General features: G+C 60.4%; 33 protein-coding genes. 26 read left to right on the top strand and 7 right to left on the bottom strand.

Annotated features, from left to right (window positions below):
• The first annotated feature begins 154 nt into the window (after nucleotides 1-154).
• From ACK1VC_RS25850 to ACK1VC_RS25835, 4 genes are all read left to right on the top strand, one after another.
• On the top strand, nucleotides 155-1,771 hold the full coding sequence (locus ACK1VC_RS25850; RefSeq protein ID WP_449118143.1) for a recombinase family protein: 1,617 nt from the start codon (nucleotides 155-157) through the stop codon (nucleotides 1,769-1,771).
• A gap of 57 nt (nucleotides 1,772-1,828) precedes the next feature.
• Nucleotides 1,829-2,092 (top strand): DUF1654 domain-containing protein, encoded by a 264-nt coding sequence (locus tag ACK1VC_RS25845; RefSeq protein ID WP_449118138.1) that lies wholly within the window; start codon nucleotides 1,829-1,831, stop codon nucleotides 2,090-2,092.
• A gap of 83 nt (nucleotides 2,093-2,175) precedes the next feature.
• Complete coding sequence (locus ACK1VC_RS25840; RefSeq protein WP_449118137.1) at nucleotides 2,176-2,745, top strand: hypothetical protein; 570 nt, start codon at nucleotides 2,176-2,178, stop codon at nucleotides 2,743-2,745.
• A 9-nt stretch (nucleotides 2,746-2,754) separates the two neighbouring features.
• The gene (locus ACK1VC_RS25835) at nucleotides 2,755-2,976 is read left to right on the top strand and encodes a hypothetical protein (protein WP_449118136.1); all 222 of its coding nucleotides are present in this window, start codon (nucleotides 2,755-2,757) and stop codon (nucleotides 2,974-2,976) included.
• A 77-nt stretch (nucleotides 2,977-3,053) separates the two neighbouring features.
• On the opposite strand, the gene ACK1VC_RS25830 is transcribed toward ACK1VC_RS25835, so the two are convergent.
• Nucleotides 3,054-3,200, bottom strand: a complete 147-nt coding sequence (locus tag ACK1VC_RS25830) for a hypothetical protein (RefSeq protein ID WP_449118135.1) — start codon at nucleotides 3,198-3,200, stop codon at nucleotides 3,054-3,056.
• Nucleotides 3,201-3,535: 335 nt separating this feature from the next.
• On the opposite strand from ACK1VC_RS25830, the gene ACK1VC_RS25825 reads away from it, so the two are divergent.
• The gene (locus ACK1VC_RS25825) at nucleotides 3,536-3,691 is read left to right on the top strand and encodes a hypothetical protein (protein WP_449118134.1); all 156 of its coding nucleotides are present in this window, start codon (nucleotides 3,536-3,538) and stop codon (nucleotides 3,689-3,691) included.
• A gap of 279 nt (nucleotides 3,692-3,970) precedes the next feature.
• Here the strand turns inward: ACK1VC_RS25825 and ACK1VC_RS25820 are convergent, their stop codons facing one another.
• The 3 genes from ACK1VC_RS25820 to ACK1VC_RS25810 are packed head-to-tail and all read right to left on the bottom strand — an operon-like array spanning nucleotide 3,971 to nucleotide 5,254.
• Nucleotides 3,971-4,312, bottom strand: a complete 342-nt coding sequence (locus tag ACK1VC_RS25820) for a hypothetical protein (protein WP_449118133.1) — start codon at nucleotides 4,310-4,312, stop codon at nucleotides 3,971-3,973.
• Nucleotides 4,305-4,583: a hypothetical protein gene (locus ACK1VC_RS25815; RefSeq protein ID WP_449118132.1), complete on the bottom strand. Its 279-nt coding sequence runs from the start codon at nucleotides 4,581-4,583 to the stop codon at nucleotides 4,305-4,307. Before ACK1VC_RS25815 ends, ACK1VC_RS25820 begins: the two co-directional genes overlap by 8 nt.
• A gap of 11 nt (nucleotides 4,584-4,594) precedes the next feature.
• Nucleotides 4,595-5,254: an XRE family transcriptional regulator gene (locus ACK1VC_RS25810; protein WP_449118131.1), complete on the bottom strand. Its 660-nt coding sequence runs from the start codon at nucleotides 5,252-5,254 to the stop codon at nucleotides 4,595-4,597.
• 88 nt (nucleotides 5,255-5,342) lie between these two features.
• Between ACK1VC_RS25810 and ACK1VC_RS25805 the strand changes: the two genes are divergently transcribed.
• From ACK1VC_RS25805 to ACK1VC_RS25795, 3 genes are all read left to right on the top strand, one after another.
• Entirely contained in the window at nucleotides 5,343-5,555 is a 213-nt protein-coding gene (locus ACK1VC_RS25805) for a Cro/CI family transcriptional regulator (protein ID WP_449118130.1), read from the top strand.
• A 124-nt stretch (nucleotides 5,556-5,679) separates the two neighbouring features.
• Nucleotides 5,680-6,246, top strand: a complete 567-nt coding sequence (locus tag ACK1VC_RS25800) for a hypothetical protein (protein ID WP_449118129.1) — start codon at nucleotides 5,680-5,682, stop codon at nucleotides 6,244-6,246.
• Entirely contained in the window at nucleotides 6,243-7,148 is a 906-nt protein-coding gene (locus tag ACK1VC_RS25795; protein ID WP_449118128.1) for a hypothetical protein, read from the top strand. Before ACK1VC_RS25800 ends, ACK1VC_RS25795 begins: the two co-directional genes overlap by 4 nt.
• Before the next feature lie 677 nt (nucleotides 7,149-7,825).
• Here ACK1VC_RS25795 and ACK1VC_RS25790 read toward each other — a convergent pair.
• The 3 genes from ACK1VC_RS25790 to ACK1VC_RS25780 all read right to left on the bottom strand — a co-directional run bounded on the left by ACK1VC_RS25790 (nucleotide 7,826) and on the right by ACK1VC_RS25780 (nucleotide 11,007).
• Nucleotides 7,826-8,086 carry an ogr/Delta-like zinc finger family protein gene (locus ACK1VC_RS25790; RefSeq protein WP_449118127.1) on the bottom strand — a complete coding sequence of 87 codons (261 nt, stop codon included), beginning with the start codon at nucleotides 8,084-8,086 and terminating at the stop codon, nucleotides 7,826-7,828.
• A 73-nt stretch (nucleotides 8,087-8,159) separates the two neighbouring features.
• Nucleotides 8,160-9,029 carry a phage portal protein gene (locus ACK1VC_RS25785; protein ID WP_449118142.1) on the bottom strand — a complete coding sequence of 290 codons (870 nt, stop codon included), beginning with the start codon at nucleotides 9,027-9,029 and terminating at the stop codon, nucleotides 8,160-8,162.
• Nucleotides 8,941-11,007, bottom strand: a complete 2,067-nt coding sequence (locus ACK1VC_RS25780; protein ID WP_449118126.1) for a terminase large subunit domain-containing protein — start codon at nucleotides 11,005-11,007, stop codon at nucleotides 8,941-8,943. The genes ACK1VC_RS25785 and ACK1VC_RS25780 overlap by 89 nt, the downstream gene beginning before the upstream one ends.
• A 161-nt stretch (nucleotides 11,008-11,168) precedes the next feature.
• Between ACK1VC_RS25780 and ACK1VC_RS25775 the strand changes: the two genes are divergently transcribed.
• The 18 genes from ACK1VC_RS25775 (at nucleotide 11,169) to ACK1VC_RS25690 (ending at nucleotide 23,045) form a co-directional block, all read left to right on the top strand.
• Nucleotides 11,169-12,089, top strand: coding sequence for a GPO family capsid scaffolding protein (locus tag ACK1VC_RS25775; protein WP_449118125.1), 921 nt, complete (start codon nucleotides 11,169-11,171; stop codon nucleotides 12,087-12,089).
• 1 nt (nucleotide 12,090) lies between these two features.
• Nucleotides 12,091-13,110, top strand: coding sequence for a phage major capsid protein, P2 family (locus ACK1VC_RS25770; RefSeq protein WP_449118124.1), 1,020 nt, complete (start codon nucleotides 12,091-12,093; stop codon nucleotides 13,108-13,110).
• Nucleotides 13,107-13,841: a phage terminase small subunit gene (gene gpM / locus ACK1VC_RS25765; RefSeq protein WP_449118123.1), complete on the top strand. Its 735-nt coding sequence runs from the start codon at nucleotides 13,107-13,109 to the stop codon at nucleotides 13,839-13,841. Before ACK1VC_RS25770 ends, gpM begins: the two co-directional genes overlap by 4 nt.
• A 96-nt stretch (nucleotides 13,842-13,937) precedes the next feature.
• A complete protein-coding gene (locus tag ACK1VC_RS25760) occupies nucleotides 13,938-14,399 on the top strand; it encodes a head completion/stabilization protein (protein WP_449118122.1) in 462 nt (153 codons plus the stop codon).
• A complete protein-coding gene (locus ACK1VC_RS25755) occupies nucleotides 14,396-14,839 on the top strand; it encodes a phage tail protein (protein WP_449118121.1) in 444 nt (147 codons plus the stop codon). Before ACK1VC_RS25760 ends, ACK1VC_RS25755 begins: the two co-directional genes overlap by 4 nt.
• Nucleotides 14,829-15,506 (top strand): phage virion morphogenesis protein, encoded by a 678-nt coding sequence (locus ACK1VC_RS25750; RefSeq protein ID WP_449118120.1) that lies wholly within the window; start codon nucleotides 14,829-14,831, stop codon nucleotides 15,504-15,506. The genes ACK1VC_RS25755 and ACK1VC_RS25750 overlap by 11 nt, the downstream gene beginning before the upstream one ends.
• Before the next feature lie 10 nt (nucleotides 15,507-15,516).
• On the top strand, nucleotides 15,517-16,632 hold the full coding sequence (locus ACK1VC_RS25745) for a DUF2586 domain-containing protein (RefSeq protein WP_449118119.1): 1,116 nt from the start codon (nucleotides 15,517-15,519) through the stop codon (nucleotides 16,630-16,632).
• A 3-nt stretch (nucleotides 16,633-16,635) separates the two neighbouring features.
• On the top strand, nucleotides 16,636-17,088 hold the full coding sequence (locus ACK1VC_RS25740; protein WP_054830748.1) for a phage protein: 453 nt from the start codon (nucleotides 16,636-16,638) through the stop codon (nucleotides 17,086-17,088).
• Nucleotides 17,088-17,300, top strand: coding sequence for a TraR/DksA family transcriptional regulator (locus tag ACK1VC_RS25735; RefSeq protein ID WP_449118118.1), 213 nt, complete (start codon nucleotides 17,088-17,090; stop codon nucleotides 17,298-17,300). The genes ACK1VC_RS25740 and ACK1VC_RS25735 overlap by 1 nt, the downstream gene beginning before the upstream one ends.
• Complete coding sequence (locus ACK1VC_RS25730) at nucleotides 17,297-17,500, top strand: hypothetical protein (protein WP_449118117.1); 204 nt, start codon at nucleotides 17,297-17,299, stop codon at nucleotides 17,498-17,500. Before ACK1VC_RS25735 ends, ACK1VC_RS25730 begins: the two co-directional genes overlap by 4 nt.
• The gene (locus ACK1VC_RS25725; RefSeq protein ID WP_449118116.1) at nucleotides 17,500-18,030 is read left to right on the top strand and encodes a lysozyme; all 531 of its coding nucleotides are present in this window, start codon (nucleotides 17,500-17,502) and stop codon (nucleotides 18,028-18,030) included. The genes ACK1VC_RS25730 and ACK1VC_RS25725 overlap by 1 nt, the downstream gene beginning before the upstream one ends.
• The gene (locus ACK1VC_RS25720) at nucleotides 18,027-18,524 is read left to right on the top strand and encodes a lysis system i-spanin subunit Rz (RefSeq protein ID WP_449118115.1); all 498 of its coding nucleotides are present in this window, start codon (nucleotides 18,027-18,029) and stop codon (nucleotides 18,522-18,524) included. The genes ACK1VC_RS25725 and ACK1VC_RS25720 overlap by 4 nt, the downstream gene beginning before the upstream one ends.
• Nucleotides 18,521-18,811 (top strand): putative phage tail assembly chaperone, encoded by a 291-nt coding sequence (locus tag ACK1VC_RS25715; RefSeq protein WP_449118114.1) that lies wholly within the window; start codon nucleotides 18,521-18,523, stop codon nucleotides 18,809-18,811. The genes ACK1VC_RS25720 and ACK1VC_RS25715 overlap by 4 nt, the downstream gene beginning before the upstream one ends.
• A gap of 20 nt (nucleotides 18,812-18,831) precedes the next feature.
• Nucleotides 18,832-18,975: a DUF6890 family protein gene (locus ACK1VC_RS25710; protein ID WP_449118141.1), complete on the top strand. Its 144-nt coding sequence runs from the start codon at nucleotides 18,832-18,834 to the stop codon at nucleotides 18,973-18,975.
• A 3-nt stretch (nucleotides 18,976-18,978) separates the two neighbouring features.
• Nucleotides 18,979-20,982: a phage tail tape measure protein gene (locus tag ACK1VC_RS25705; RefSeq protein ID WP_449118113.1), complete on the top strand. Its 2,004-nt coding sequence runs from the start codon at nucleotides 18,979-18,981 to the stop codon at nucleotides 20,980-20,982.
• Nucleotides 20,982-21,299 (top strand): DUF2590 family protein, encoded by a 318-nt coding sequence (locus tag ACK1VC_RS25700; protein WP_449118112.1) that lies wholly within the window; start codon nucleotides 20,982-20,984, stop codon nucleotides 21,297-21,299. Before ACK1VC_RS25705 ends, ACK1VC_RS25700 begins: the two co-directional genes overlap by 1 nt.
• Entirely contained in the window at nucleotides 21,296-22,465 is a 1,170-nt protein-coding gene (locus tag ACK1VC_RS25695) for a baseplate J/gp47 family protein (protein ID WP_449118111.1), read from the top strand. The genes ACK1VC_RS25700 and ACK1VC_RS25695 overlap by 4 nt, the downstream gene beginning before the upstream one ends.
• The gene (locus ACK1VC_RS25690; protein ID WP_449118110.1) at nucleotides 22,458-23,045 is read left to right on the top strand and encodes a phage tail protein; all 588 of its coding nucleotides are present in this window, start codon (nucleotides 22,458-22,460) and stop codon (nucleotides 23,043-23,045) included. The genes ACK1VC_RS25695 and ACK1VC_RS25690 overlap by 8 nt, the downstream gene beginning before the upstream one ends.
• Nucleotides 23,046-23,047: the final 2 nt, after the last annotated feature.

Genomic DNA, 23,047 nt, shown 5'->3' with positions numbered 1-23,047 from the left:
CAAAAAGCCCGCTTAAGCGGGCTTTTGTTTGTCTCGTTTTTCACATCAAAAGTATATTTTAGGCATCGCTAGGGCACCCCAACGATATCATTCCTATACGCGGTGGTTTCTCTGTCATCATAGGATGATCCTCATCAGGGTTATTTTTTTCGTAATGGCTAAAAACGGCGCGCGAGTATACAGCTATTTGAGGTTTTCCGATCCCCGGCAAGCGACCGGCAGTAGCGCCGACCGTCAGTTGCAGTACGCCCAGCAATGGGCTGCCAGCAAGGGCCTCGTCCTCGATGACACGTTATCGCTCAGAGATGAAGGTCTGTCGGCCTATCACCAAAAGCACGTCAAGCAAGGCGCGTTGGGTGTGTTCCTGGAGGCGATCGACAACGGACGTATCGCGGATGGGTCGGTCCTGGTCGTTGAGGGCCTGGACCGACTGAGTCGGGCTGAGCCGATACAGGCCCAGGCCCAGTTGGCTCAGATCATCAACGCAGGGATCACTGTCGTGACGGCCAGCGATGGCCGTGAGTACAACCGAGCTGGCCTGAAGGCGCAGCCAATGGACCTGGTCTATTCGCTGCTCGTCATGATCCGCGCCCATGAGGAATCCGATACCAAGAGCAAACGGGTCAAGGCGGCGATCCGGCGGCAGTGCGAGGGATGGCAGGCTGGCACGTATCGAGGCCTGATCCGCAACGGCAAAGACCCCCAGTGGGTACGCTGGAATGGCCTGGCCTGGGAATTGATCCCCGAGCGAGTCGCAGCTGTTCAGCGCGCCTTGACGCTGTACCGCCAAGGGATGGGGGCAAGCCGGGCTGCAAAGGTTATGCATCAGGAAGGCCACGAGCTGACTGACTGGGGGATATCAGGACTGCAGATCTACCGGCTGATCAAGTTGCCAGCCCTTCGCGGAGTGAAGCGGTTGAGCCTGGATGGCGAGGACTACGAGCTAGAGGAATACTACCCCCGGATCTTATCGGAGGCGGAATGGGGGGAGCTGCAGCACCTGACTGGTCAGCGGCTTCGTCGTCGAGGTCACGGTGAGATTCCTGGGATTGTGACCGGTGTTGGCCTGGCCATCTGCGGCTATTGCGGCACGGCATTGGTTGCACAGAACCTCATGAATCGCCAGCGAGCAGATGGCACCCTTGCGGATGGTTATCGGCGGCTGCACTGCACCTCTTACAGCAAAAACGGCGGCTGTTCAGCCGGCGGCAGCTGCAGCGTCGTACCAATTGAGCGAGCGCTACTCAACTTTTGCTCTGACCAGTTCAACCTGCAGCGGTTACTGCAAGATGGGGATGACGGGCGCGGTCTCCAGCACCAACTGGTTTCTGCCCGAGCCGAAGTCGACAAGCTGACGAGCCAACTCGGGAAAGTGACCAATGCCCTGCTTGCCGATGACACTGGCGCGGCGCCGTTGGCGTTTATCCGTAAGGCCCGTGAGCTAGAGCAACTTCAGGGAGCTGCAGAGCAGAAGGTGAAGGACCTGGAGCACCAGGTATCGGCCTTTTCCAGCGTAAAGCGACCCGCACACGCCGAGCGTTGGGCAGAGCTGGCGGGCCAGGTCGAGGCTGGGGACTATGCTGCCCGCGAACAGGTTCGGCAGTTGGTTATGGACACATTCGAACGGATCGTCATCTACATGCGGGGGGTCGGTGCAGCAGACCGGTCCGGTCGCACCATTGATGTCCAGCTGTTCTCCCGTACAGGTCAGCATCGAGTACTTCAGATCAACCGGCGGAGCGGTGATTGGGTGGCCAGTGAGGATTGGTAGTAGTGGCATGTTGCCTTCCGCAGGCGAAAATTTATACTGTATGCGTGTACAGTGCTTATGGATCAGCTTATGTCTACCGCTCCTACCTGCTTTCCCCTCCTATCCCCATCGCGTTTCGAGCAGCTTATGCAACGTATCCACCGCCAGGTGAATAGCTCGGCAGCACAGGAAAGGCGGCGAACGGTGATATCACGCTTACCAGGGGAGCGTGTTGACGATTGGGACAAGCTGTTGGACCAGTTGGATGTCGAGGAAAGCGTGCGGTTGACCCGTCTAGACGGTGGAGCTATCCAGTTGTGTTGGACCAATCACCATAGGTGACATAGGAGAAATATAGGAATTCCTGTTGACTTGATATATGGGTGTTCCTATATTTGGTCTCGTAATCAATCGAGGACCTTCCAATGACTACCCTGTCGTATCGCCTTTCCTTGCTCAGCCGTCATGAGTTGGCCCGTCAGGTCAACCTCAACGGTTCCTATCACCACGACCTTCATGATGGAGTTACTTCCGCAGTCCGAACCATGGTGCGCGTTGTCATTGAGCAGTGCTGTGAGGGCGTGACCGCTAGGGTTGAGCTGGGCGATTCCGTCAACACCATTACCTTGGCAAAGCGCGAGGACAACGGCACTCGGTTGGCTGTTTTCATCGAGTCGCTGGCGAATGGTGTCGCATTGCCAATTGGTATTCCGGAGGTGGGCGAGTACTTGCTGGTCAGCGATCTGGAGTCGATGCTGCGCGATGCGGTGCGAGAGAAGCGCGGCACTTGGTATCTGCCGGTCGATGGTGTTGAGGACCTGGCACTGTTGATTCGTCAAAGTGCGTTTGATCCGAAACGTGCCGCTTTCCGCTTCGAGTTGGATGGCGTGTGCTTGACCCTTCCTGTGCTGTTGCCAAGTGATCGCTCGCTAGCCTACGAGTTGCTGAATGGTTGCGTTCAAGAGCTCGTTGCCAACTATCGTAGTGCGGCTTGAGGGGGCTATATGACTGTCTATGTTGCACTGCCCACCCAAGCGAAAAAACAGCTGGAAACAGCCCTTGCCCATTATCGCAAAGCGATCGCCGAACTGAACTCCGCTATTGAGTCAGAAGCTTGGGGGGAAGTCCTCACTTTGCAAGGTAGCCGCGACCTACAGGCTCATACCATTGCGGCAATCGTCAATAATCACGCGCTCAACCTAGTGGGTGAAGGAGTACCAGCATGATTGGAATTCCTAAGACCGGTACCCTCGAGCACGGCTGCATCAGTGCCAACGTGACAACGGGCTATCGCTTTACCACCTCAGACGGTCGACCAGCGCGCCTGGCGATCATCGATGACCAGGGCAACGTGGTGGAAGCGGGAGAAACCGTAGCCCAGGAAGTCTGGAACGTCTGTATTGCAGTCATCAAGAACTTCAAGATTGGACAAGGCCATATTGTGGTTCATAGCGCGCCACCTGGGGCCGTAACCCAGTGCCAGCCAGCTAAAAAGGGCAGAGCATCACAGTGATCGGCCAAGACGAGCTTGAGTTACGACGCGACGCTGATCGATATCGTTGGTTACGCAAGCACGCTGTGAAGATCCAGGGTAGCCAGAATTGGTATCAAGGGTACGCCTTGGACATCCGCGTGGATGTGGGGCGCGACCATGTGGCCGAACAGGCCAGGCTGAATCAGGAGGGGGAGGTGGTGGTGCTCAGGCATCAACCTGATTGAGAGGCGCCTGGACAGCGGCGGCAACCGCTGTCTAGGCAGGACTGACCAATTTTTAGGGAATCAACCATGTCCGAACGTGACTATACCACAGTTCGTAGGATGAGCCTGCGCGAAGCGGTGGATCCAGCCAACCGAGAAAAGGTGAAGGCCTACTTCAAGCAAGAGTGTTGCCTGGTCGCTTGGCATGGCTTCTTACGATCGATCGGGGAGGCAGGACGTTGAGTGCGGTTTTGACCGATGCGGAAGTGGCCGCGATCGCTCGACCAGGTGAGACCTGGACGAGTGCTCGACAGCGTGCAGATCGTTTGCGTAGAAGCGTGCGCCTATGTAGACCTTGTCATGAGTGTGACCAGGAAATCTATTCACAGCTTGGCATCGCGCCGGGCTGGATTGATGAAGGTAGGTTCTGCTGCCCCTCCTGCAGCTATGAGAAAGACAATGAGTCATTCTTCTACCTGGAGGAGCTGCAGCGGGAGGTTGTGATGGACGATGTGTCGATGCTTACTTGGCCAGCATCGCGATGATTGAGTCGAATCGATTGTTAGCAATCCATGCGAAAATGCCTAGAGCTACTGTTAGGCCTCCGCCGAAGGTGCCAAGCATCAGCTTAATTGTGCCAATATCACTACCCATCTGGCGAAGCTCGCTCTTGATATCATTGATATCGCGTTTGATGTACTCGACATCACTTTCTAAGCGGGCCACTCGCGTGTCCATTTCATTACCTCCGGGAGGGGTTCCGCCACCAGTATGGCCTCCTCCAGATCCATTGTCACTGCCGGCTCTGTCCGCTTTCAGGCGGGCGATCTCCCGTTGGAGCATGCTGACATCGATGTTACTCATCGCTCAAGCCAGCTCCCTTTTTGATGGCCTTCGTCAATTCTTCGTTGCCTACAGCTGTCTCGAGAGCCCCAATTATGGCATCTATGATGTGTAGGGACGTCTTAGCGGCTTCCTTCACCTCAGAGGATGTCGCCGGATCAGCCTCCAAAGCTTTTGCCAGGGTCAACGTGGCTCTAGCTTGGTAGACCGACACTGCATACAGCGCTCCAAGACTATTACTGACGGGGTCATCCGAGTCCGGAACCTTGCCGGGTTTTTCGTCGTTGTCCATAAAATACTCAGTTACATTCCGGTGATTTTGGCGTCGATCGCCCGGCCGACGATTTCCCAGTTGTCGTCCAAGACGACAGTTTGATATTCGGGGTTGAGTGGGACTAGGTAGCCCACGCCACTGTCCAGGACGTACTGCTTGAAAGTGTGTTCGCCTGTGCCGATGTGCCGAGCGATGTAAAACTTTCCGCTAATGACCTCGAAACCCTCGGGGCGGATTAGGATCGGAGTGCCCTCGGGAAAGCTAGGTGGTGTATCCGAAGTCATCGACTTGCCCTTAACCGCAAGCCAATAGCCGTGCGGACCAGCATTTTCGGTGGAGCTAAGCCACTCCTCCGCGATACCTGTTGGGTGAGATACGGAGGACTCAATACGCTCGCCTGCCACAACCCAGGTGAGTAAAGGGTACTCCCTAGCCTCGCGGTGTGGCTGAAGCATTGGGGAGACGTTAGCGTGGTCCCCGCTGGGCACCATCTCTCCTATCCCATTTTCGAGCCAAAGAGCATTCACGCCGCACGCCTGAGCGATCCTGGCGTTAAAGGTGGTGCCCTTGGACTTTCCACGTTCCAGATCCGAAACAGACGTCTGGGTAATGCCAATAGCTTCAGCCAGTTGGCCTTGGGTCAAGCGCGCATGCTGCCTAGCAGCTTTGAGACGGTCTTTATATTCCATGGGCAGGACAATATGGGAGCACCCATTTTCTTGCAAATAGGAATTCCTATGTGTAGTCTTATGGGAATTCCCATTTTTAGGGCTTGCCATGAACATCTATCAATCTTTCGTAAAGCATTTCGGCACGCAAAGCGCTGTTGCAGAGGTGCTGCACGTCAACCAAGGAACTGTGTCTGGGTGGGTTCGTGGCAAGTATGGGATGGGGCCCGTTGTAGCTCTTAAAGCCGAAGCGGCAACCAATGGGAAGTTCAAGGCAGCTGACCTATGCCCCTCACTCAGAAGTCTTTCTAGCCACGCCTGAATCCGTCTGCGTACGGTTTCATTTCGTCCTCAGAGGTTAGAAGTAGGCCTTCTGTATGAACACGTCCAATCCTCGACACCTGCTGGTATCTCGCGACCAGGTATTGGTGGCGCATGCCCTCGACATGATCGCCCGCACAGGGTTCAGCCAGGACCATTTTGCCCAGGCGCTCAGTAGCCAACTGCACGACCTGGTGCCGACCAAGGCGATTGCCAAGGATGTGCCTGACTTCGAGCTACTCGCCCAGGGCAATGATTCCGATACCTTCCTGAAGGCATCGGGTGCATGGCTGCGCCGCGTCGGGCGTTGGTTGAGCGGTGAGGTTGACCTGCCCAGCTGGATCGAAGAGGCCTGGGTACAGGCGCTCGAGGACGACTACCAGGATCGTTGCTTGAATGAGCTGGCGAGCCGGCACGGTCTGACAGGTGCTCGAGCATTGCGTGGCGACGCAAATCCTGTTGGGGTGTTTGGCCAGTTAGTGGCCCGCATGGGCAGCACCGTCGCGCTTGGCAGCGAGATCCTGGCTGATGGTCGGATCGATGCCCAGGACCTGGCCAAACTTCCCGAGTTTGTTGAGCGTCTGCGATCAGCGGAAGCGCGATGCAGCGAGCTGCGTACCCGCGCTGAAGATGTGCTGCGTGATCAACCGCGGTTGCACGCTGTCAGTGATAAGGTGAACCCGACTCCGTGAGTTCGCCCCCCGACACCGCCGCCAAGCAAGCAACAGGCCGCTCTGGAAATGAGCGGCCTACTGCTGTACGCCGTGTGGACAAGAAGAAGCCACACGCGGGTTTGCGCGCCCCCATTCGACCGCTACGCTACTCGGCCCCCCGCAAGCTCTCCAGCGATCAGCTGAAGAAGCCGCTGATTCGCAAGTCTCTCTGGCGGTTGAACAAGATCAGCGAGTTGCGTGGTCGGTATCTGCGCGCCCTTGACTCAATCCATGGTGGTCGCCGTACCCGCTCGGAGAAGTTCGTGGCCTTGGCACGGGTCGCGGAGCAGCTGTTGGTGCGCCTCGATCTGGCCACGGGTGTGCTGGGCTGGCTCGACGTTGAGCAGGGACAATTCTTCCTTAACACTCAGTGCAGCATTGCTGAGGACAGCGGTATATCGGCACCATCGCTTAACCGCCTGATGCACGGCCTCGAGCAGGCAGATTATGTTTACCGACGCATCGAGAAGGTGCGGCTGGACGAGAAGGACGAGGCGGGGCTAAACCTGGTCCGCACTCGCGTCCTGGTCCGCTTCACTGAAAAGTTCTGGGCGGATCTCGGGCTGAGGTATGAGTGGCTCAAGGCGAAGAAATCAGCCATCAAGAAGCGCGAGCAAGAGCTTCGCCAGGTTGTCATCGATCGCGAGGCACGCCAGAGCAAGGCCTCCCTCGAGGAATTCCACCGCCAACAGAAGCGCCATAACTGGAAAAAGAGCGAGGAGCGCAAAGCAGCGCCACGCTTAGAGCCACAGGCGCCACCCAGTGGGGTAGGGCCACCTGCAGCCGATACCCCCGCTCAGCGGCCCCCCACGGGCCCTGAAGCGGTCAGTAGTGCAATGGCCCGCCTGCTCCGCAGTGCCGAGGCCAAGAAGGCTACCTAGCCCCCTCATCGCATCCCATGCGAGGCCTGGCCGTGCCAGGTGACCCACTTCTCCCTTAGTTTCTTCTACGCACAGCCGCCTCTCCCTGGGCGGCTTCGTCGTGCGTGACCATTTTGCCCTCGAACTCCCCCGCGCCGCCGGCGGCTCCATGGAGTCGCCGGCATGGTTTTGTATTAAATGGAATTTTATCCCCCAACCAGTAACCCCGAAGGGTGAAAAAAAAGAGGCTTTCGAGGTGTTTGGTCTATCGCATGTAGGGAACATCGATGATGCCTTCGCCCGTGGGGCTCAGCTCGCTGCGCTCGATTCTTTACCTTCGCGGGCTACTCGCCCGCACCCCGGCAGGGCAGTGCCCTGCACCCATGCTGCCTCGCCTGCACGATGTGCTGGCGATTCAGCAGTGCAAGAGCGGGTAATCGGGCGCGGCCGGTCGCGATTTTGTGGCGACGTTCGTGCTCGCGGACTGGCCTCGGTGGGGCTGCTGGCATCCTGGGTACGATTTTGGCGAACGAACGGCCGCTGCGCGGGTATCGCCGCGCCGAGACGGTCGTCATCAATGGCGATCGTGCAGGCGGCTACCATGCCTGCGTTGCAGGCATCTGGCGTTGGATTGACTGTAGGCGAAACGGAAAGTGCCCGCGTGGGGCACTCTTGCGATGAATGGGGAGGGGAGAAGGTCAGGCTGCAGGCGAGATTCCCAGCTGCTGGAACAGTTCCTGTTGCCGGTCGGCGGGCAAGCTCCTGATGTGATCGAGCAGCAGGTTGGTCTGGCGTTGAGCTGGGGCGCGCAGGGTGTGCTTGAAGGTCAGTTCTGACACCCAGGTGTGTCCGCACTCGGCATTCAGGCACTGACAGTACAGTTTTACGTACGCACGGGTCATTTCTTCCCGCGAGCTGATACGGCCTTTGTGGTCGCAGGCTGTGCAGTAGATCCGCATAGATCCCTCCCCGGGATTTTAATGCCACCATTATGCCGTCATTTTGGGCGACGTTCATCCATTTACTGTGTTTTTAATCAGTATTTTTGCTCGCGGCGGAGGGCTCTATCCAGCTGATTTGTCGGTCTTCCCGCAGGGAGTTGTTGACCTGGTTGAACAGTTGGCAGATGGGGCGGATTTCGTTACTGGTGTAGACGCGATCGATCTTCTCAATGTCCCCAAAGCCGCCGGTGGTTTCGGGGATGATGCCGGCCAGCGCGGGGTTCATGCGCCATGCTGCGATAATGTCGTTGCGGGTGATGTTCTTTACCTTCTCCAGCTCGTCCTTGGCTTGGAAGTCGCCCACTGGGATGATCTTGATGGCGTTCTCTGCGCCACCTGGTATGTTCACGAACATCGATCGGAAGTTGCCCACGCCCTTGCTTGCACTGATCTGAGCACGCAGTTCGTTCTCGTCTTCTTCGGTGAGGTCCGGGTCATTGGTGTAGAAGATGTACCCAGCGTGTGCGCCGTTGCTGTAGTAGCGCCGGCGGAAGAGGGTGGCAGCTTCGTTCAGCAGCAGCGCCTGGAGACCTCCCAGGTAGTCTGGGATGCCGTAGATGTTCTGCTCGACGTCGTAGTCCTTGATGTGGACGATCTCGTCCTGGTCGAAGTCCTCGAATTTGTTATCCGGCAGTAGCATCCGATAGCCGCCCTTGACCTTCACCCGCATGTTGATGGCCATCAGGTGGTCCAGCTCCACCGTCTGCCCGAAGGCGTTCGGCATTCGGTAGAAATACGCCTCGCCGAAGACCATGTAGTCCAGCGCGGCCTTGGCCATGGTCTGCGCGCTGCAGCCTTGCGACGCGATGAACTCACGCAGCATGAGGTTGCGCTTGAACTTGGGGATTGCGCCGTGGTGCGCGTTGGCGCGCAGCAGCTTGGCCAGGCCTGCCCGCGACACCGGCGGCTTGTAGATCTCGCCGTCGTCGCTGGGGAACACGCCCAGGTACTCGCCGATGTTGCCGCTGAGGACTTGCTCCGGCTCCCCGAAGGTGAACATCCTGGTGGGCTGTTGCGACCGCGCCGGCGGCGCTGCCTTTTTGTTTCTGCGTCGATTGGGCATTGGTTCCGCTCGTGAGGTAGCGGCTGCGGCGCCGCTTGTTTGTGTTCAGGGGCTCGTTGTAGAGGGCGTGCATGATTGACCAGGCGATGTCGGCGTGACCGGTGGCCTCGGTCCTGGACGCGCTGAACGTGATCTGCCCGCCGTTGGTGGTGCCGCGTTTGATTGTCAGGAACGCCTGGGCGATGTCGGTCCAGCCGGCGTCCCACTGCATCCGGCCCGCCTGGATGACGTCCTGGGCTTTGAGCACAAGCGTGGTTTTCGTCTCGAGGCTGTAGTGGATCGACTTGGCCCGTGGGTAGAAGTCGCGCACCAGGTCATACACGCCGATACCCACACCGGTTGTATCGATACCGATGTGCTGGACGTTGAAACGCTCGGTGAGCTTCTTGACCTGTGCGGCCTGATGGGTGAAAGACTGCCCTCGCCAGCTGTGCTTCTCCAGGATCCGGAACTTTCCACCAGGTTCAGCAGGTGGCGCGACGACCACGCAGGTCGCATCGTCCCGGGTACGGCTCGGGTCGTAGCCCAGCCAGACTGGCGCGTTGCCGAACGGACGTTTGGCGGTCGAGTCGTAATCGTCCCAGAGGCCAAGGTCGGAGTAGGACTTTTCGAGGTCAGCCAAGCTGAACACCGACTGGGTGCTGTCGATGAACTTGCACATGAACAGCTGCTCGAAGCGTTCTTCGTCGTTCTCCAGGCGCAGGCGGTCGATATTGAACAGATTGCAGCCGCCGGCAATGGCATCTTCCAGCGTGATGATCTTGCGCCACTGGCCATCAGGGCACAGCGTGCCCGCGTGGATCTCCGCCTCGCTGGGCCATGCCCCCGCCTTCTTCCCGCGTTTGCTGTTGCGGAACGTTTCACCTGTCCAGAAGGGGTACGCCTCGTGGGTAACTGCACTGGGCGTTGAGAAGTAGGTCTGTCTCCACTTCGCATGAGCGGCCATACCACTGGCGACGGTTTGGATCTTGTCGAAGCGAGGGATCCAAAAGACCTCATCGACGTAGAGGTGACCGTGGTAGCTCTGGGCAGTGTTTGCATTGGTGGACAGGAACCGAAGTTCAGCCCAGGGCTTACCATCCTTGCTCAAGGTGATGGGGTTGCCGGTCAGCTCGATATCGAACCACTTGCTGGCGAAGGCAACGATGTAGCTGCGGAACACCTCTGACTGGGAGCGACTGGCGGACAGGAATATCTGGTTGTCACCGGTCAGAACCGCATCCATAAACGCTTCGGCAGCGAAGTAATAGGTGAGTCCGATCTGGCGGCTTTTGAGGATGTTGCGGATCCGTGCCGTCAACGGGTTCATCTTGGCGGCGAGCAGCTCCTGCTGATAGCCGAACATGGTGGAGGTGAACTTCTCCAGGAAGTCCACCTCCGTCAGTGCGCTGATGTCGTTCTTGAGCTTTTTCTCTTTCCGTTTGCCGGAACGATCGCTCCTATCGCCTTGACTTCGACGCTGACGTTGGCTGCGCTCCTCGTCCTCGCCGGGATCAACTGCCGCGTCATTTGCCCGTGGCGACTGGGGGCGATTGGATTGCTTAATCAGCCGCTCGCGCAAGGTGGTCAGGCGCTCGAGCTCGTCCAGCTCGCCCTTCGTCAAAGGCTCCGTCTTTTCCAGGATGAGCGTGATCCTCCGGCTCACAGCAGTGACCGGTTCCTCATCCGTCAGCATCTCGTCCCACGACCCTTGGCGGATCCAGTAATAGATGATCCGTACGTTGGGCAACTTCAGCTGAGCCTGGATTTCCTTCACCGATGCCCGGCGTAGGTAGAGGCGTTTAGCGGCCTCTTTGACTTCGATGGAGTAGTTCATGGGCCGCAGTCTATGCGGCGATCAGCGTCGAAACGCCTACAAAAATTCCGTAATTCTCCTAGATCATAAAAATAGGAGAGGGCCGAAATCAAAGTGATTGGCCGAGCTTTTTACGGTGCCTATGGTGGGGGCCTCTGACCCCGTCGAGCACTCTCCCAACCATGCCACGCTCCCTTGTCTCCTACTGGAAACGTGTCGCTGTCAGCGGCCCCACCTGCGACGGACGCGAGATTCTGCCGCAGCACCTGCGCGATATGGCCGAGACCTATACCCCGGCGACCTATACCGCTGTCATTTGGTGCGACCACGAGCGCTGGCCGGGCTCCCACGGCACCGTCTTTGCGGTGCGTCTGGACGAAACCTCAGAGGATCTGCAGCCCGGCCAGGTCGCGCTAGAAGCGCAGTTGAAGCCCAACGACAAGCTGCTGTGGCTGAACGATCGCGGCGAGAAGCTATTCACCAGCGTCGAGATCACCCCGGATTTCGCAAACACCGGCAAGGCTTATCTCACCGGCTTGGCCGTAACCGACGAGCCCGCCAGCCTGGGGACCCAAGAACTCTACTTCTCAAACAAAACCAGCAAGGCCTCGTATTACGCAGCCTCGCAGGAACTTGGGCCGCTTGAGGGCGAGCCGAAGGGTGAAGCCGGCAAGCTCATCACCATCCTGACCAAGCTGTTCAACCGCTTCGCATCGGGCGATGCGACCACCGAAATCGAACCCACCCCCACCGAGAGCAAACCCCAAATGGATGAAGCTACCGCAACGGCCCTGAAGGCCCTGCTGGCTCAGCTGCTCGTCGTCGCCGCCGGTATTCAGGCAGTGATCGAGCCCGCTGCCGAGGATGCACCCGAGCCTGAGCAGGCTCCGATCGATGACGTCCAGTCTGCGGTTGACGATATCGTCACCACTGCCGAGGAGCAGCGCGAGTTCGCCCGCAACGGCGGCAACAGCAACAAAGCTGTGCTGAAAGCCCTGGCGGGCCTCCAGGAGCAATTCACCGCCCTGAAGAACACTCCTACCGGTCGCAACCTGCCGCGCACTGCTGCGCCGGTTGCAACCCAGAAAAAGCGGGTGCTCTGACATGGCCCGTAACCTGAGCGCTTACGGTGCGCAAATGTTCGCTGAGCTGCAGTTGGCTCTGGCCGAGAGCTATGGGGTTGACCTGGTCAGCCAGCACTTCAGTGTCGACCCGTCGATCACCCAGGAGCTGAATGACGCGATCACTGCGAAGTCGGACTTCCTGGAGCGTATCAACGTAGTTCCAGTGTCCGAGATCAAGGGCGAGAAAGTCTTCATCGGTACCAATGGCCCGGTGACTGGTCGTACCAACACCAAGACCACCGATCGCGAGGCAAAGGACGCCTCCGGCCTGGACAACAATCAGTACGAACTGCACGACACTCAGTCCGATGTGGGCCTGCCGTACGCCAAGATCGATGCCTGGGCCAAGTTCCCTGACTTCCATCAGCGCTACTCTGCCGCCGTGCAGAAGCAGATCGCCCTGGACCGGATCATGATCGGATTCCACGGCACCCACGTCGCCGTTCAGACCGACATCACCCTGTATCCGCTGCTCCAGGATGTGAACATTGGCTGGCTGCAGATCCTGCGCACCCATGTACCGCACCAGGTGCTGTCCGAAGGCAAAGTGGCCGGCAAGATCGTCATCGGCGTCGACGGCGACTACGCGAACCTCGACGCTGCAGTGCATGACGCCAAGCAGTTGGTCGATGAGCGCCTGCGTGAGAACGGCGATCTGGTAGCCATCATCGGTTCCGACCTGTTGGCCGCCGATAAGGCGAAGCTGTATAGCAAGCAGGCTGACACCCCTACCGAGAAAGAGCGCATCGAGCTGGCGCAAGTGATCGCCACCTATGGCGGCCTGGCGGCTTACAGCGTGCCGAACTTCCCGGTCGACGCGATCCTGGTCACCAGCTTCGACAACCTGTCGATCTACTACCAGGACACCAGCTGGCGTAAGCAGACCGTCGACAACCCGAAGCGCTCCCGCGTCGAGGACTACAACAGCCGCAATGAAGGCTATGTGGTCGAGCAGCTGGAGAAGGCCGGCTTGATGGAAAACATTGAGGTGGCCCAGTGAGTTTGGCGCTGCAGCACAAGCGCCGGACCCTTGCCTTGGGGGTTGCAGCAGTAAGCGCTGCAGCCGCCGCTGCCACGCTGCCGTACTCTCCGGCCGAAGCGCTGAGCAGCCCTGCCAACGCTCGCAAGCATTTGGCTCTGATGGTTGCTGGCCTGGATGCGGATCTGGCCCGCCTAAGTGATATCAAGGGTCTGGCTACCCGTCAGGATCTCAAGCGCAACGAGCTGCTGCCCAAGTACCAGGAGTACGTCCAGCGCTACTTGGCATCCGGTCTTGTGTACCAAAACCGCGTCCTTGTGCAGGTCATGGTTTGGTTGTTCGACACCGCCCAGTTCGAGGACGCCCTAGAACTGGCAGACATCGCCATCGGGCAAGGCCAGGAAATGCCGGAGCGTTTCAAACGAGACATCCCGACCTTTGTTGCCGATGCGGTGTGCGAATGGGCCTATGACGAGCACCAGGCCGGTCGCAGCCCCGAGCCTTACTTGTCCGACCTGCTGCCGCGTGTGGATGGTGAGTGGGACCTGCCAGAGCAGATCCCGGCCAAGTACCAAAAGCTGATCGGCATTCGTGCGATGGAGGCAAAGGACTGGGTCACGGCGATCAAGCACCTAGAGCGTGCCATCGAGCTGTATCCGAAGGTCGGCGTGGGCACTCGGATCGAAAACGCCCGCAAGGCCCTGCGCAAAGCACAGGCGGCACCGTTGGCACCGCCGCCGGAAAACCCATAACCGACTACCCCCCCAGCGGGAACCCGTGAAACGAGCATGCCATTTATGGCCAGCCCCGTGGCAACGGTGTTTCCCGCCCTTTTCGAGTGCCCAGCGATGAGCTTTTCAGGCAAACCGACAACCGTGGTGGACCAGATCATCGAGAACAACGGCTTCTGGCCGAACCTCTCCCTGGCTGAGTACCAGAAGGCTTACCGCCTGCCCGGTGAATACCTGAGCGAGACGCTGGTCACTCACCTCAACATCGCGATGGGCGAAGTGAACCAGGACCTGGCCAAGCTGATGACCAGCTGGCGTGACCTTGGTATCACCGAGGTAGCCACCGCCGATTCGCGGCTGCTGCCGGAGCGCACCTTCAAGGTGGAGTTGTACAAGCGCGCCGTGTACTGCCGGGCCAAGGCAACCGCCCTGACCGACTTTGCGACTATCACCCGCCGCGAGGTGGCCGAGAACACCGGTAAGGAAGCTCCAGAACGCGCTGAAACCTACCTGGCATTCAGCCAAGCCGCTGTGCGAGCCCTGCAGGGCCGTAGCCGCATCACGGCGGCGCTGCTGTGATCAAGCTCCAGGCGCTGACCCGCTACCTGATCGAGCGTCAGTTGGTGCAGCCCGAGCAGCTCGACAGCTGGACCGACCAGGTTCAAATGGACCTCGTCTGGAAGCCAGGCGAAAACGGCCTGCACATGGGCGATATGCAGTACACCGCCACCATCGCTATCGAGCGCTTCGCTGACCACCCGGTACGCCTGTTTGCGCTGGTTGGCAGTTGGCTCGAGGAGAACGACCAGGATCGGGAAGACCTGCCGAGCGTGACCTTCGAGGTGACCATGCTCGACAACGACCTGGCTGACGTCGATATCAAGGTTCAATTCATCGAACCGCAGCACCTGGTCGAAGACGCCGCCGGCGAAATCAAGGTCCTTGGTCGAACCTGGACCCTTGCCCCGTTCGAGCTCTGGGTAGCTGAGGAAGGGGAGGTGACCACTCATGACGACTGATCACCTGGCTCTGGACGTGCGCGGGATGCTCGAGGCCGAGAACCTGTTAGCCCTGCTCGACCTCCCCCTGGCCAAGCGCAAACGCCTGCTCAACAACGTGAGCAAGCGCGTGCGCACCCTGAGCCGCCAGCGAATCCGCAACCAGCAGAACGTTGATGGCACCCCCTTTGCCCCGCGCCAAGACACCTCCAAGGGCAAGAAGAAGATGGAGGCGGGTCTGGGCAAGCTCCTCGAGGTCACCCGCCTGGGCGGCGAGGAGGCCGAGCTGGGCTGGCGGAACGCGCTCACTCGTTGGGTTGCCTCTCAGCAGCACAACGGTGTTTCCGAGCGCCGGACAGCAGTCCAGATGCGCCAGTGGAACAAAGTGCCGCCGGGCACAGCAGCGACCCAGAAGCAGGCCAAGCGCCTGCGTCAGCTGGGGTTCAAGGTTCGCTTGCCGGGCAAGAAAGCCGCCACGCGTCCGTCTGCGGCCTGGATCCAGGAACACCTGAACTACGCCCGGGCGGGCCTGCTGATCCGCATTCTGGACACCGAACGTAACGCGACCTCTGGCGCGCAGAGCTGGGAAATCTCCCTTCCGGCCCGCCAGTTCCTGGGCGCGAGCAACAGCGAAACCAGCGAGCTGGTGAACCTGGTGCTGCGCCAGATCCTCAACTCACCTGTTTAACGAGGCGTACATGGCACTCGGCAATGTCAGCGTCAACAATCTCAACCTCGGCCAGGGTGCTGTGACCGAAGTTGAGCGCTATTTCCTTTACATCGGCCCCGCGTCCAAAAACACCGGCCAGATCCTCGCCTTGAACCAAGACAGTGATCTGGACGTGCAGCTGGGGGTTGCTGCCAGTGACCTGAAAACCCAGATCACAGCAGCCCGCCTCAATGGCGGCGATCGCTGGGCGTGCCTGGCCATGCCCCAAGGCACCACCGATACCTGGCAAGACGCATTGACCAAGGCCATGCAACATGGCTACTCGGTCGAGGCGGTCGTGATCACCAAGCCGGTGACGGCCGGCGCCGATCTGGCTGCGATGAATGAGGCAGCTGTCGCCATCGGCAACACCTATGCCCGTCGTCTATTCGTGATGGCAGCCACGCCGGGCATCCTGGCTCCGCAGACCTGGAGCGAATACCAGATCGCCCAGAAGGATATTACCGAAGGCATTTCAGCACCCCGGGTGATGGCCGTTCCGCAGCTGCACGGCAACAACCTGGGCGTACTGGCCGGGCGCCTGGCCAATGCCGCCGTCAGCGTTGCGGACAGTCCCATGCGGGTCGCCACCGGTGCCGTGCTCGGCCTTGGGGATACCCCGGTCGACAAGGACGGTGTTCCGTTGCAGACGGCCACCTTGAAAGTGCTGGATGCCGCCCGTCTCTCGGTACCGCAGACCTACGCGGACTATCCGGGGGTCTTCTGGGCCGATGGCAACCTGCTGGATGCCCCGGGCAGCGACTACCAGGTGATCGAGAACCTGCGGGTTGTGGACAAGGCGGCCCGCCGCGTTCGGATCCTGTTGATTCAGCGCATCGCTGATCGCCGCCTGAACAGCTCGGCCAACAGCATGGCGAGCAACATCAGCAAGCTGATGGCCCCGCTGCGCGCCATGGCCAAGTCCACCACCGTCGGCACTCAGGTTTTCCCGGGCGAGATCCAGCAGCCGAAGGATGGCGACATCGTCATCAACTGGCTCAGCAAGACCGCTGTCGTGGCCTACCTGACCCTGCGCCCCCTCAACTGCCCGAAAGACATCACCGCGAACATCGCGCTGGATCTTTCCAACGACGCCTCGGAGTAACCCATGTCGGCAAAACTTAGTGGCAAGAACTTTGACGTCAACCTGGGCGACAACAAGCTTCATGTCGAAGCAGCCACGCTGGACATCACTGATAACAGCACCACCGCGCAAACCCGGGGCGTGCCGAACGGCTGGGTCGACGGTGACGTAGGCGCTGCGGGCGAGCTCGAGGTCGACAACACCAACTTCAGGTTGATCGTCGCCCAGGCCAAGTCTGCAGGCAGCTTCCGGGAGCTGGAGCCGTTCGACATCGTCTTCTTCGGCAAAGTCGGGGACGAGGAGTGCCGCATCGAGGCCTTCGGCTGCAAGCTGCGCATTTCCAGCCTGCTCAGCATCGATCCCAAAGGCGGGGCGAAAACCACCCACAAGTTGCCGTTCGACGTCACCAGCCCGGACTTCATCAAGATCGACGGCGTGCCGTACCTGTCCGCTGCCGAGATCGAGGACCTGACCTGATGGTTTGCCCGTTCGATCGCGCCCAGGACGTGGAGCAGCGGCAGCGCGACCAGGCGATCAGCGCCGCCCTGGCCGGTGCGCGTCCGACCGGGCCAAGCCTGACCCATTGCAAGGACTGTGACGGTGAGATCCCGGCGGCGCGCCAGGCGCTTGGCGGCAAAGAGCGATGCGTTCCTTGCCAATCCGCTGCTGAGAAACGGGGGCTCCGATGAGCGCCAATCAAGCTGCCCAAGACACAGCCATTGCCGTCGTGAAAGCGGCGCCGGCGATTGGCGTGGCGGCCACCGGCGCGACCGGTGCCGTCGACTGGTCGTCCGTGGCCTACATGCTGACTGCGCTCTACATGGTGCTGCAGATCCTGCTGTTGGTCCCGAAGTATCGCCAGATGCTGCGCGATTGGAGAGGCAAGTAATGAGCCTGCGCAACAAGATCCTGACCGGCGCCGTCACGCTTGTGCTGGGCAGCAGCACCCTGATGGCCTTCCTGGGCAAGTGGGAAGGCGAGGGGCAGAACGTTGTCTACGCCGACAAGCTGGCCCGGGGCCTGCCCACTGTATGCAAGGGCATCACCCGCTACACCAGCCCGGAGCCAGTGGTGGTGGGGGATTACTGGTCGCCGGCGCGCTGCGCCGAGGTGGAGCAGCTGGTGGTCGAGAAGGGCCAATTAGGCCTGGCGGACTGCCTGACCAACGACAAGGTCAGCCAGAACACGTTCGACGCCCTCAGCAGCCACGGCCACCACTTTGGAACACCTGCGACCTGCGCGAGCCGCGCCCTGGCGCTCATCAATGCCGGCCGCATTGCTGAAGGCTGCAAGGCGCTGGCTTGGGGGCCGGATGGCCGGCCGGTATGGGCCTACGTGACCGACGCCAAGGGCAACAAGGTGTTTGTGCGCGGCCTGCACGCCCGCCAGCTGGATGAAGCGAGGTTGTGCGCCTCATGACCCTTTCCCCGATTCGGCTGCTCTTGGTGGTGCTTCTGGTCGGCCTTTCCGGCTGGCTTGTGTTTGACCAGGTGCTGCAGCAGCGCAATACCGCTCGATTGGAGCGCGACACGGCGCAGAACGAAGCCGCAGGCCTTCGTGAGGCGGCTCGGATCACCGGGGAGCGCCTGGCCACGGCCGCCGCGAACGACACCAAGAACACCCAGGAGCTAAGTGATGCCCTCAAGAACAACCAAGATCTGCGCCGTGCTGTTGACTACCGCGATCAGCGGCTGCTCGTCAAAGCCAGCTGCCCAGCTGCAGGACACGTGCTCACCAACCCCGGCGCCGGCGGCCTGGCTGATGGAGGCACCGCCGAACTCTCGTCAGACGCTCGATCGGATTATTTCACCCTCCTCGATCAGCTCGCCCTCAGCAAGCAAATGATCCTGGGGCTGCAGGACCACGTCCGCAGCTTCTGCACCACCCCACCCACTACTGGAAACGCACCATGACCGAGACCAATCGCACCATCACCCTGGAAGTCAAAGAGCAGGAGTTCGAGTTCTCCCTGACGCCCGAGGACGTCACCAAGTACTTCAACGGCACTACCCAAGCCAACAAGGTGGCGCCGGCGCACAACCTGCTGATGCGCACCGTCAAGCAGGAGCAGAAAGCGGCCCTGAAGCCGTTCCTGGAAAACCCGGTGTACACCATGACCCTGGCCAGCGCCCTGGTCGATGAATACGCCCCTGACCTGGGCGTGATCGTAAAAAAGTCCTCGAGCACGCTGACGGCCTGAACGACGACGGGCTTGGCCAGCTGATCGCCCTGCAGAGGCGCTGGCTGCCCGGTACCGAGCCTTCGATCGAGAACCTTGGTACAGCGAAATGGCTGGAAGACGAGCATTGGCGACGAACTGAAATAGCCGTCGCCAACGCCATTGCCCACGCACTGAACGGATAACCCATGGCTACTCAATCCGCCCGCTTGGCCTTCATCCTGAGCCTGACCGACAAGGTCACCGGCCCAGCGAGCAAGATCAAGAACACCATCACTGACCTGGCCGACTCCGGCGCCGCCAACATCGTGCGCATGGGAGCGGGTTTTGTTGGGCTGCGTGAGTCATTCGAAGGGCTTTCTGCCGTCCTGGAACCGGCCCGGGAGATGAACAGTGCCCTGGGCGATGTCAGGGCCATGGGCACGGCCGAGGATGCCTTGGACTCGCTCAACACCAAGGCGCTGGAGTTTTCCGTACAGTACGGAGCCAGCGCCGTCGAGTTCGTGTCCTCGGCCCGCTCTATCGAGGGCGCGATCCAGGGCCTGGTGGGTAACCAGCTGGCCACCGTAACCAATGCCAGCAGCGTGCTGGCCAAGGCCACGAAGGCCGACACCGAAACCACAAGCCAGTACCTGGGCAGCATGTACAACCTGTTCAAGTCCGAAGCTGACAAGGTCGGGCGGGTGCAATGGGTCGAGCAGCTGACCAGCCAGACGGCCCTGGCCGTCAAGCTGTTCCGCACGGACGGGGCGCAGTTGAAGGATGCCTTCAAGGAAGCCGGCGCGATCGCCACGGCCTCGGGCATCAGCTTTGCCGAGCAGATGGCGGTGATCGGTACGCTTAGCAGCACCATGGAAGGCGGTGATGCCGGCGGCCGCTACAAGGCGTTCTTCGAGAACATTGGCAATGCCTCGGAAAAGCTGGGCATTCAGTTCACCGATACCAACGGCAAGGTGCTGCCGATGGTGGACATCCTGGGCAAGCTGCAGGGCAAGTTCGGTGATCTCAAGAACGCCGCCGGCAACGCCAAGCTGGTCGAGGCCTTTGGCGGCGAAGGTGCCCAGGTGATCGGCGCGCTGGCCATGGACACCGACCGGTTGAAAAATGGCATCGCCGAGCTGGGCAAGGTGCGCGGGCTGGAGAACGCCGAGAAGATGGCCCAGGCCATGGTCGATCCGTGGGAGCAGTTCGGCCAAGCTGTGCAGGCGCTGCGCATCGCGTTCGGCCAGGCGCTGATCCCCATGCTGACCCCGCTCATGAACAAACTGGTCGGCATTGCGCAGACGCTGACCAGGTGGACTCAGCTGTTCCCGAACATCACCAAGGCGCTGGGCATCGCCACCTTAGCCGTATTCGGCATCATCGCCGCCATGTCGGCCCTGACTCTGGTTGTCGGCATGGGCAGGATGGTCTGGCTAGGCCTGGTCACCGTCTGGAAGATCCTGACGTGGACCGGGTACCGTTCGATAGCCATGTTCCTGTATCACACGGTGATGGTCACCGGCTTCATCGCTGGTATGGCCTTGATGTACACCTGGATGGGGCTGGTGCGCGGGGGCATGCTGCTTTGGCAGGGCGCGATCTGGCTGGTGAATGCCGCGATGCTGGCCAACCCGGTGCTGTTGATCACCGCCGGCGTGATCGCCCTGGGTGTAGCCGTGGCCGCCGCGATTGTCTACTGGGACCAGTGGACCAGCGCCCTGATGAACACCGCGGCGTTCCAGTGGATCGCCGCTCAGCTGCAGACCCTGTCCAACTGGTTCGGCTCAATCGGCGGCTGGACCGGCCTGGCCAAATCGGCCTGGGACGGCATCGTGGCCATCTTCAAAGACTCCATCAACAGCCTGATCGGGATGCTCAACAAAATCCCCGGGGTGGAGATTGATGCCGTGTTTAGCGACCTGCCGAAAACCCCGCAGGTCCCCGGCCTGTCGGCGCCCATTGCGGCAACGTCTTCGCTGGGCGAGCAGGCCGAGCAGACCAGACAGCGCATGAGCCAGTCCGCCGCCGGCATCAGCCCGAGAGGGCCCAGCGCGGTACCGCCTGGCGGCCTGCTGCGCTCGATCCAGAGCACTACCACCACCAACAACGACCAGGGCAAGAAGACCCATATCGAGACGCTGAACATCAACACCAGCAAGTCGGTGACCCCGCATGAACTCGAAAACCTGATGGAAATGGCGGCCGGCTGATGGGCATGTACATCGATCTGTTAATCACCAAAAACGACCTGACCCTGGACCCTTCGAGCCAGCCGCTGCTGGTCGAGGACCGGGCCAGCATCGCCCAGGACATCGGCCACATGATCCGCGAGTCCGGTTTGCTCAAGGCCTTGGTGGCCGAGCGTAGCCGGCTGCGCCAGGCCGACTGCATCCAGCAACTGGAGCTCTTGATCGAGACCGACGAGCGCCTGGTACCGGGCACCGTGCAATTCATCCTGCAGGAGCCAGGCAAGTACCTGGTGACCGCCACGACCGTGGCATTCGGCACCATGGAGGTAGTGGTGTGAGCGATCTGGACTTCAAGCAAGCGCTGGCCGATGCCGGCGTCCCGACCACCGAGGCCAAGCTGAAGGCCGCTTGGGAGGCAGAAGTTGCCGCCCAGGGCAGCAAGCTGAGCAACACCAGCTCCTGGTCGCCGTTCTGGAGAGTCGTCACGGCTCTCGTCACCAAGCCTGTGCTGTGGCTGATCGACTTCATCGCCGGCACCGTGCTGCCGAACTTCTTCGTGAAGACGGCCGTCGGCGCCTGGCTGGATCTACTAGCATGGCAGGTTAATGTCGAGCGCAAAGCCGCTACTAAGGCTGTTGGCCAGTTGCTGTTCACGCGCAGCTCCGTGGCGGGCACGCTGGAGATCCCTGCCGGCACCCGGGTGCAGTCGATCGCCATCAACGGCAATGTCTACGTACTGGTCACCACGGCTGCAGGTCAGTTCCTGGATGGGCAGGCGCAGGTGCTGGTTCAGGCCGAGGCGTTGGAGGCGGGTACGGGCTACAACCTCGCACCGGGCTATTTCTCGATCCTGCCCGAGCCGATTCCGGGCGTGGTCCAGGTCGTCAACGCCGAAGGCTGGTTGCTCGAGCCCGGCGCCGATATCGAAGGCAATGACGACCTGCGCCTTCGGGTGCGCAACCAGTTCTCAGCAGTTAACCAGTGGCACACCGATGCCGTGTACCGGGCCATGATCGCCGCCTTCCCTGGCGTGCAGGCCGATGGCATCTACTTCCAGCACGGTGCTCCTCGAGGACCTGGTACCGCCAACGCCTACGTGTTGTTTGAAAATGATTCACCGGCCGATGCCTACCTGGCGCAGATCAACGCCCATGTGCGCGATGAGGGCAACCATGGTCACGGCGACGACCTGCTGGTGATGCAGATCCCAGAAACTCAGCACCTGGTGCATGTCACGGTCTGGCCTCACGCGGTGGTCGGCACCGAGGGCTGGGACAAGCTCAAAAATGACATCGCCCTGTTCATCCGGGCGGCGTTCCGCGAGAACGGCGACTTCAAGCCCACCCTGACTTACCCGCAGTCGCAGTTTTCGTTCAGCCAGCTGACCACCGAGTTGCATGAGCAGTTTCCCGGCATCAAGTCCCTGGACTTCGAGAACAACGACATCGTGTCCGAGTTGAGCATCCCGCGGCTGATCGGCGTGGAGGTTGTGCCAGGTGATTAAGCTGACTCTGCCGTTCTGGCTCGACGGTAAGGAGCTGGCCAAGCTCAAAGCAGCCGCCCAGTCTTGGTGGACAAAGGTGGAAAACTGGGTGCAGTGGCCGTTACTGCAGCTCGATGCCGAGACCTGCCACCTGACCATCCTCAACCTGCTGGCCTGGCAGCGCGACATCCAGCGCTTCGCCGGCGAGCCCGAACGTCTGTACCGCCTGCGCGTCAAGTACGCCTTCATCAACGCGGTGGATGCCGGCAACACCGCTGGCTTCGTGCGGATCTTCGAGCGCTTGGGCGTCGGCTATGTGGAAGTCCAGGAGCGGGTTTCGGGCCAGGACTGGGACATCGTCCTGTTGCACCTCTCCGACAGCCAACTGAGCGAGAACCCGACGCTGCTGCGGGTGCTGATGCAGCAGTACGGCCGCACCTGCCGGCGTTACGACTTCGTCACGATCACTTCGGTGAAGCTCAACCTCGGTGTTGCCGCGTTCAGTGACGACCAGCAAACGCTGGTGGCCCGCCTCGACGATTCGCTGGCGAAGCTGACCGTGATCAACGAACTGACCCTTCTGACTGAAGAACTTCAATAAGG

It is taken from the genome of Pseudomonas sp. XP2, from assembly GCF_053557975.1.
This window is presented reverse-complemented; position numbering and strand designations above follow the sequence as displayed.

What these genes read in the sequence shown, in the direction of transcription:
- ACK1VC_RS25850 (WP_449118143.1), top strand. Translation starts at nt 155, where the DNA reads ATGGCTAAAAACGGCGCGCGAGTATACAGCTATTTGAGGTTTTCCGAT.
- ACK1VC_RS25845 (WP_449118138.1), top strand. Translation starts at nt 1,829, where the DNA reads ATGGATCAGCTTATGTCTACCGCTCCTACCTGCTTTCCCCTCCTATCC.
- ACK1VC_RS25840 (WP_449118137.1), top strand. Translation starts at nt 2,176, where the DNA reads ATGACTACCCTGTCGTATCGCCTTTCCTTGCTCAGCCGTCATGAGTTG.
- ACK1VC_RS25835 (WP_449118136.1), top strand. Translation starts at nt 2,755, where the DNA reads ATGACTGTCTATGTTGCACTGCCCACCCAAGCGAAAAAACAGCTGGAA.
- ACK1VC_RS25830 (WP_449118135.1), bottom strand. Translation starts at nt 3,200, where the DNA reads ATGAACCACAATATGGCCTTGTCCAATCTTGAAGTTCTTGATGACTGC.
- ACK1VC_RS25825 (WP_449118134.1), top strand. Translation starts at nt 3,536, where the DNA reads ATGTCCGAACGTGACTATACCACAGTTCGTAGGATGAGCCTGCGCGAA.
- ACK1VC_RS25820 (WP_449118133.1), bottom strand. Translation starts at nt 4,312, where the DNA reads ATGAGTAACATCGATGTCAGCATGCTCCAACGGGAGATCGCCCGCCTG.
- ACK1VC_RS25815 (WP_449118132.1), bottom strand. Translation starts at nt 4,583, where the DNA reads ATGGACAACGACGAAAAACCCGGCAAGGTTCCGGACTCGGATGACCCC.
- ACK1VC_RS25810 (WP_449118131.1), bottom strand. Translation starts at nt 5,254, where the DNA reads ATGGAATATAAAGACCGTCTCAAAGCTGCTAGGCAGCATGCGCGCTTG.
- ACK1VC_RS25805 (WP_449118130.1), top strand. Translation starts at nt 5,343, where the DNA reads ATGAACATCTATCAATCTTTCGTAAAGCATTTCGGCACGCAAAGCGCT.
- ACK1VC_RS25800 (WP_449118129.1), top strand. Translation starts at nt 5,680, where the DNA reads ATGATCGCCCGCACAGGGTTCAGCCAGGACCATTTTGCCCAGGCGCTC.
- ACK1VC_RS25790 (WP_449118127.1), bottom strand. Translation starts at nt 8,086, where the DNA reads ATGCGGATCTACTGCACAGCCTGCGACCACAAAGGCCGTATCAGCTCG.
- ACK1VC_RS25780 (WP_449118126.1), bottom strand. Translation starts at nt 11,007, where the DNA reads ATGAACTACTCCATCGAAGTCAAAGAGGCCGCTAAACGCCTCTACCTA.
- ACK1VC_RS25775 (WP_449118125.1), top strand. Translation starts at nt 11,169, where the DNA reads ATGCCACGCTCCCTTGTCTCCTACTGGAAACGTGTCGCTGTCAGCGGC.
- ACK1VC_RS25770 (WP_449118124.1), top strand. Translation starts at nt 12,091, where the DNA reads ATGGCCCGTAACCTGAGCGCTTACGGTGCGCAAATGTTCGCTGAGCTG.
- ACK1VC_RS25760 (WP_449118122.1), top strand. Translation starts at nt 13,938, where the DNA reads ATGAGCTTTTCAGGCAAACCGACAACCGTGGTGGACCAGATCATCGAG.
- ACK1VC_RS25750 (WP_449118120.1), top strand. Translation starts at nt 14,829, where the DNA reads ATGACGACTGATCACCTGGCTCTGGACGTGCGCGGGATGCTCGAGGCC.
- ACK1VC_RS25745 (WP_449118119.1), top strand. Translation starts at nt 15,517, where the DNA reads ATGGCACTCGGCAATGTCAGCGTCAACAATCTCAACCTCGGCCAGGGT.
- ACK1VC_RS25740 (WP_054830748.1), top strand. Translation starts at nt 16,636, where the DNA reads ATGTCGGCAAAACTTAGTGGCAAGAACTTTGACGTCAACCTGGGCGAC.
- ACK1VC_RS25735 (WP_449118118.1), top strand. Translation starts at nt 17,088, where the DNA reads ATGGTTTGCCCGTTCGATCGCGCCCAGGACGTGGAGCAGCGGCAGCGC.
- ACK1VC_RS25730 (WP_449118117.1), top strand. Translation starts at nt 17,297, where the DNA reads ATGAGCGCCAATCAAGCTGCCCAAGACACAGCCATTGCCGTCGTGAAA.
- ACK1VC_RS25725 (WP_449118116.1), top strand. Translation starts at nt 17,500, where the DNA reads ATGAGCCTGCGCAACAAGATCCTGACCGGCGCCGTCACGCTTGTGCTG.
- ACK1VC_RS25720 (WP_449118115.1), top strand. Translation starts at nt 18,027, where the DNA reads ATGACCCTTTCCCCGATTCGGCTGCTCTTGGTGGTGCTTCTGGTCGGC.
- ACK1VC_RS25715 (WP_449118114.1), top strand. Translation starts at nt 18,521, where the DNA reads ATGACCGAGACCAATCGCACCATCACCCTGGAAGTCAAAGAGCAGGAG.
- ACK1VC_RS25705 (WP_449118113.1), top strand. Translation starts at nt 18,979, where the DNA reads ATGGCTACTCAATCCGCCCGCTTGGCCTTCATCCTGAGCCTGACCGAC.
- ACK1VC_RS25700 (WP_449118112.1), top strand. Translation starts at nt 20,982, where the DNA reads ATGGGCATGTACATCGATCTGTTAATCACCAAAAACGACCTGACCCTG.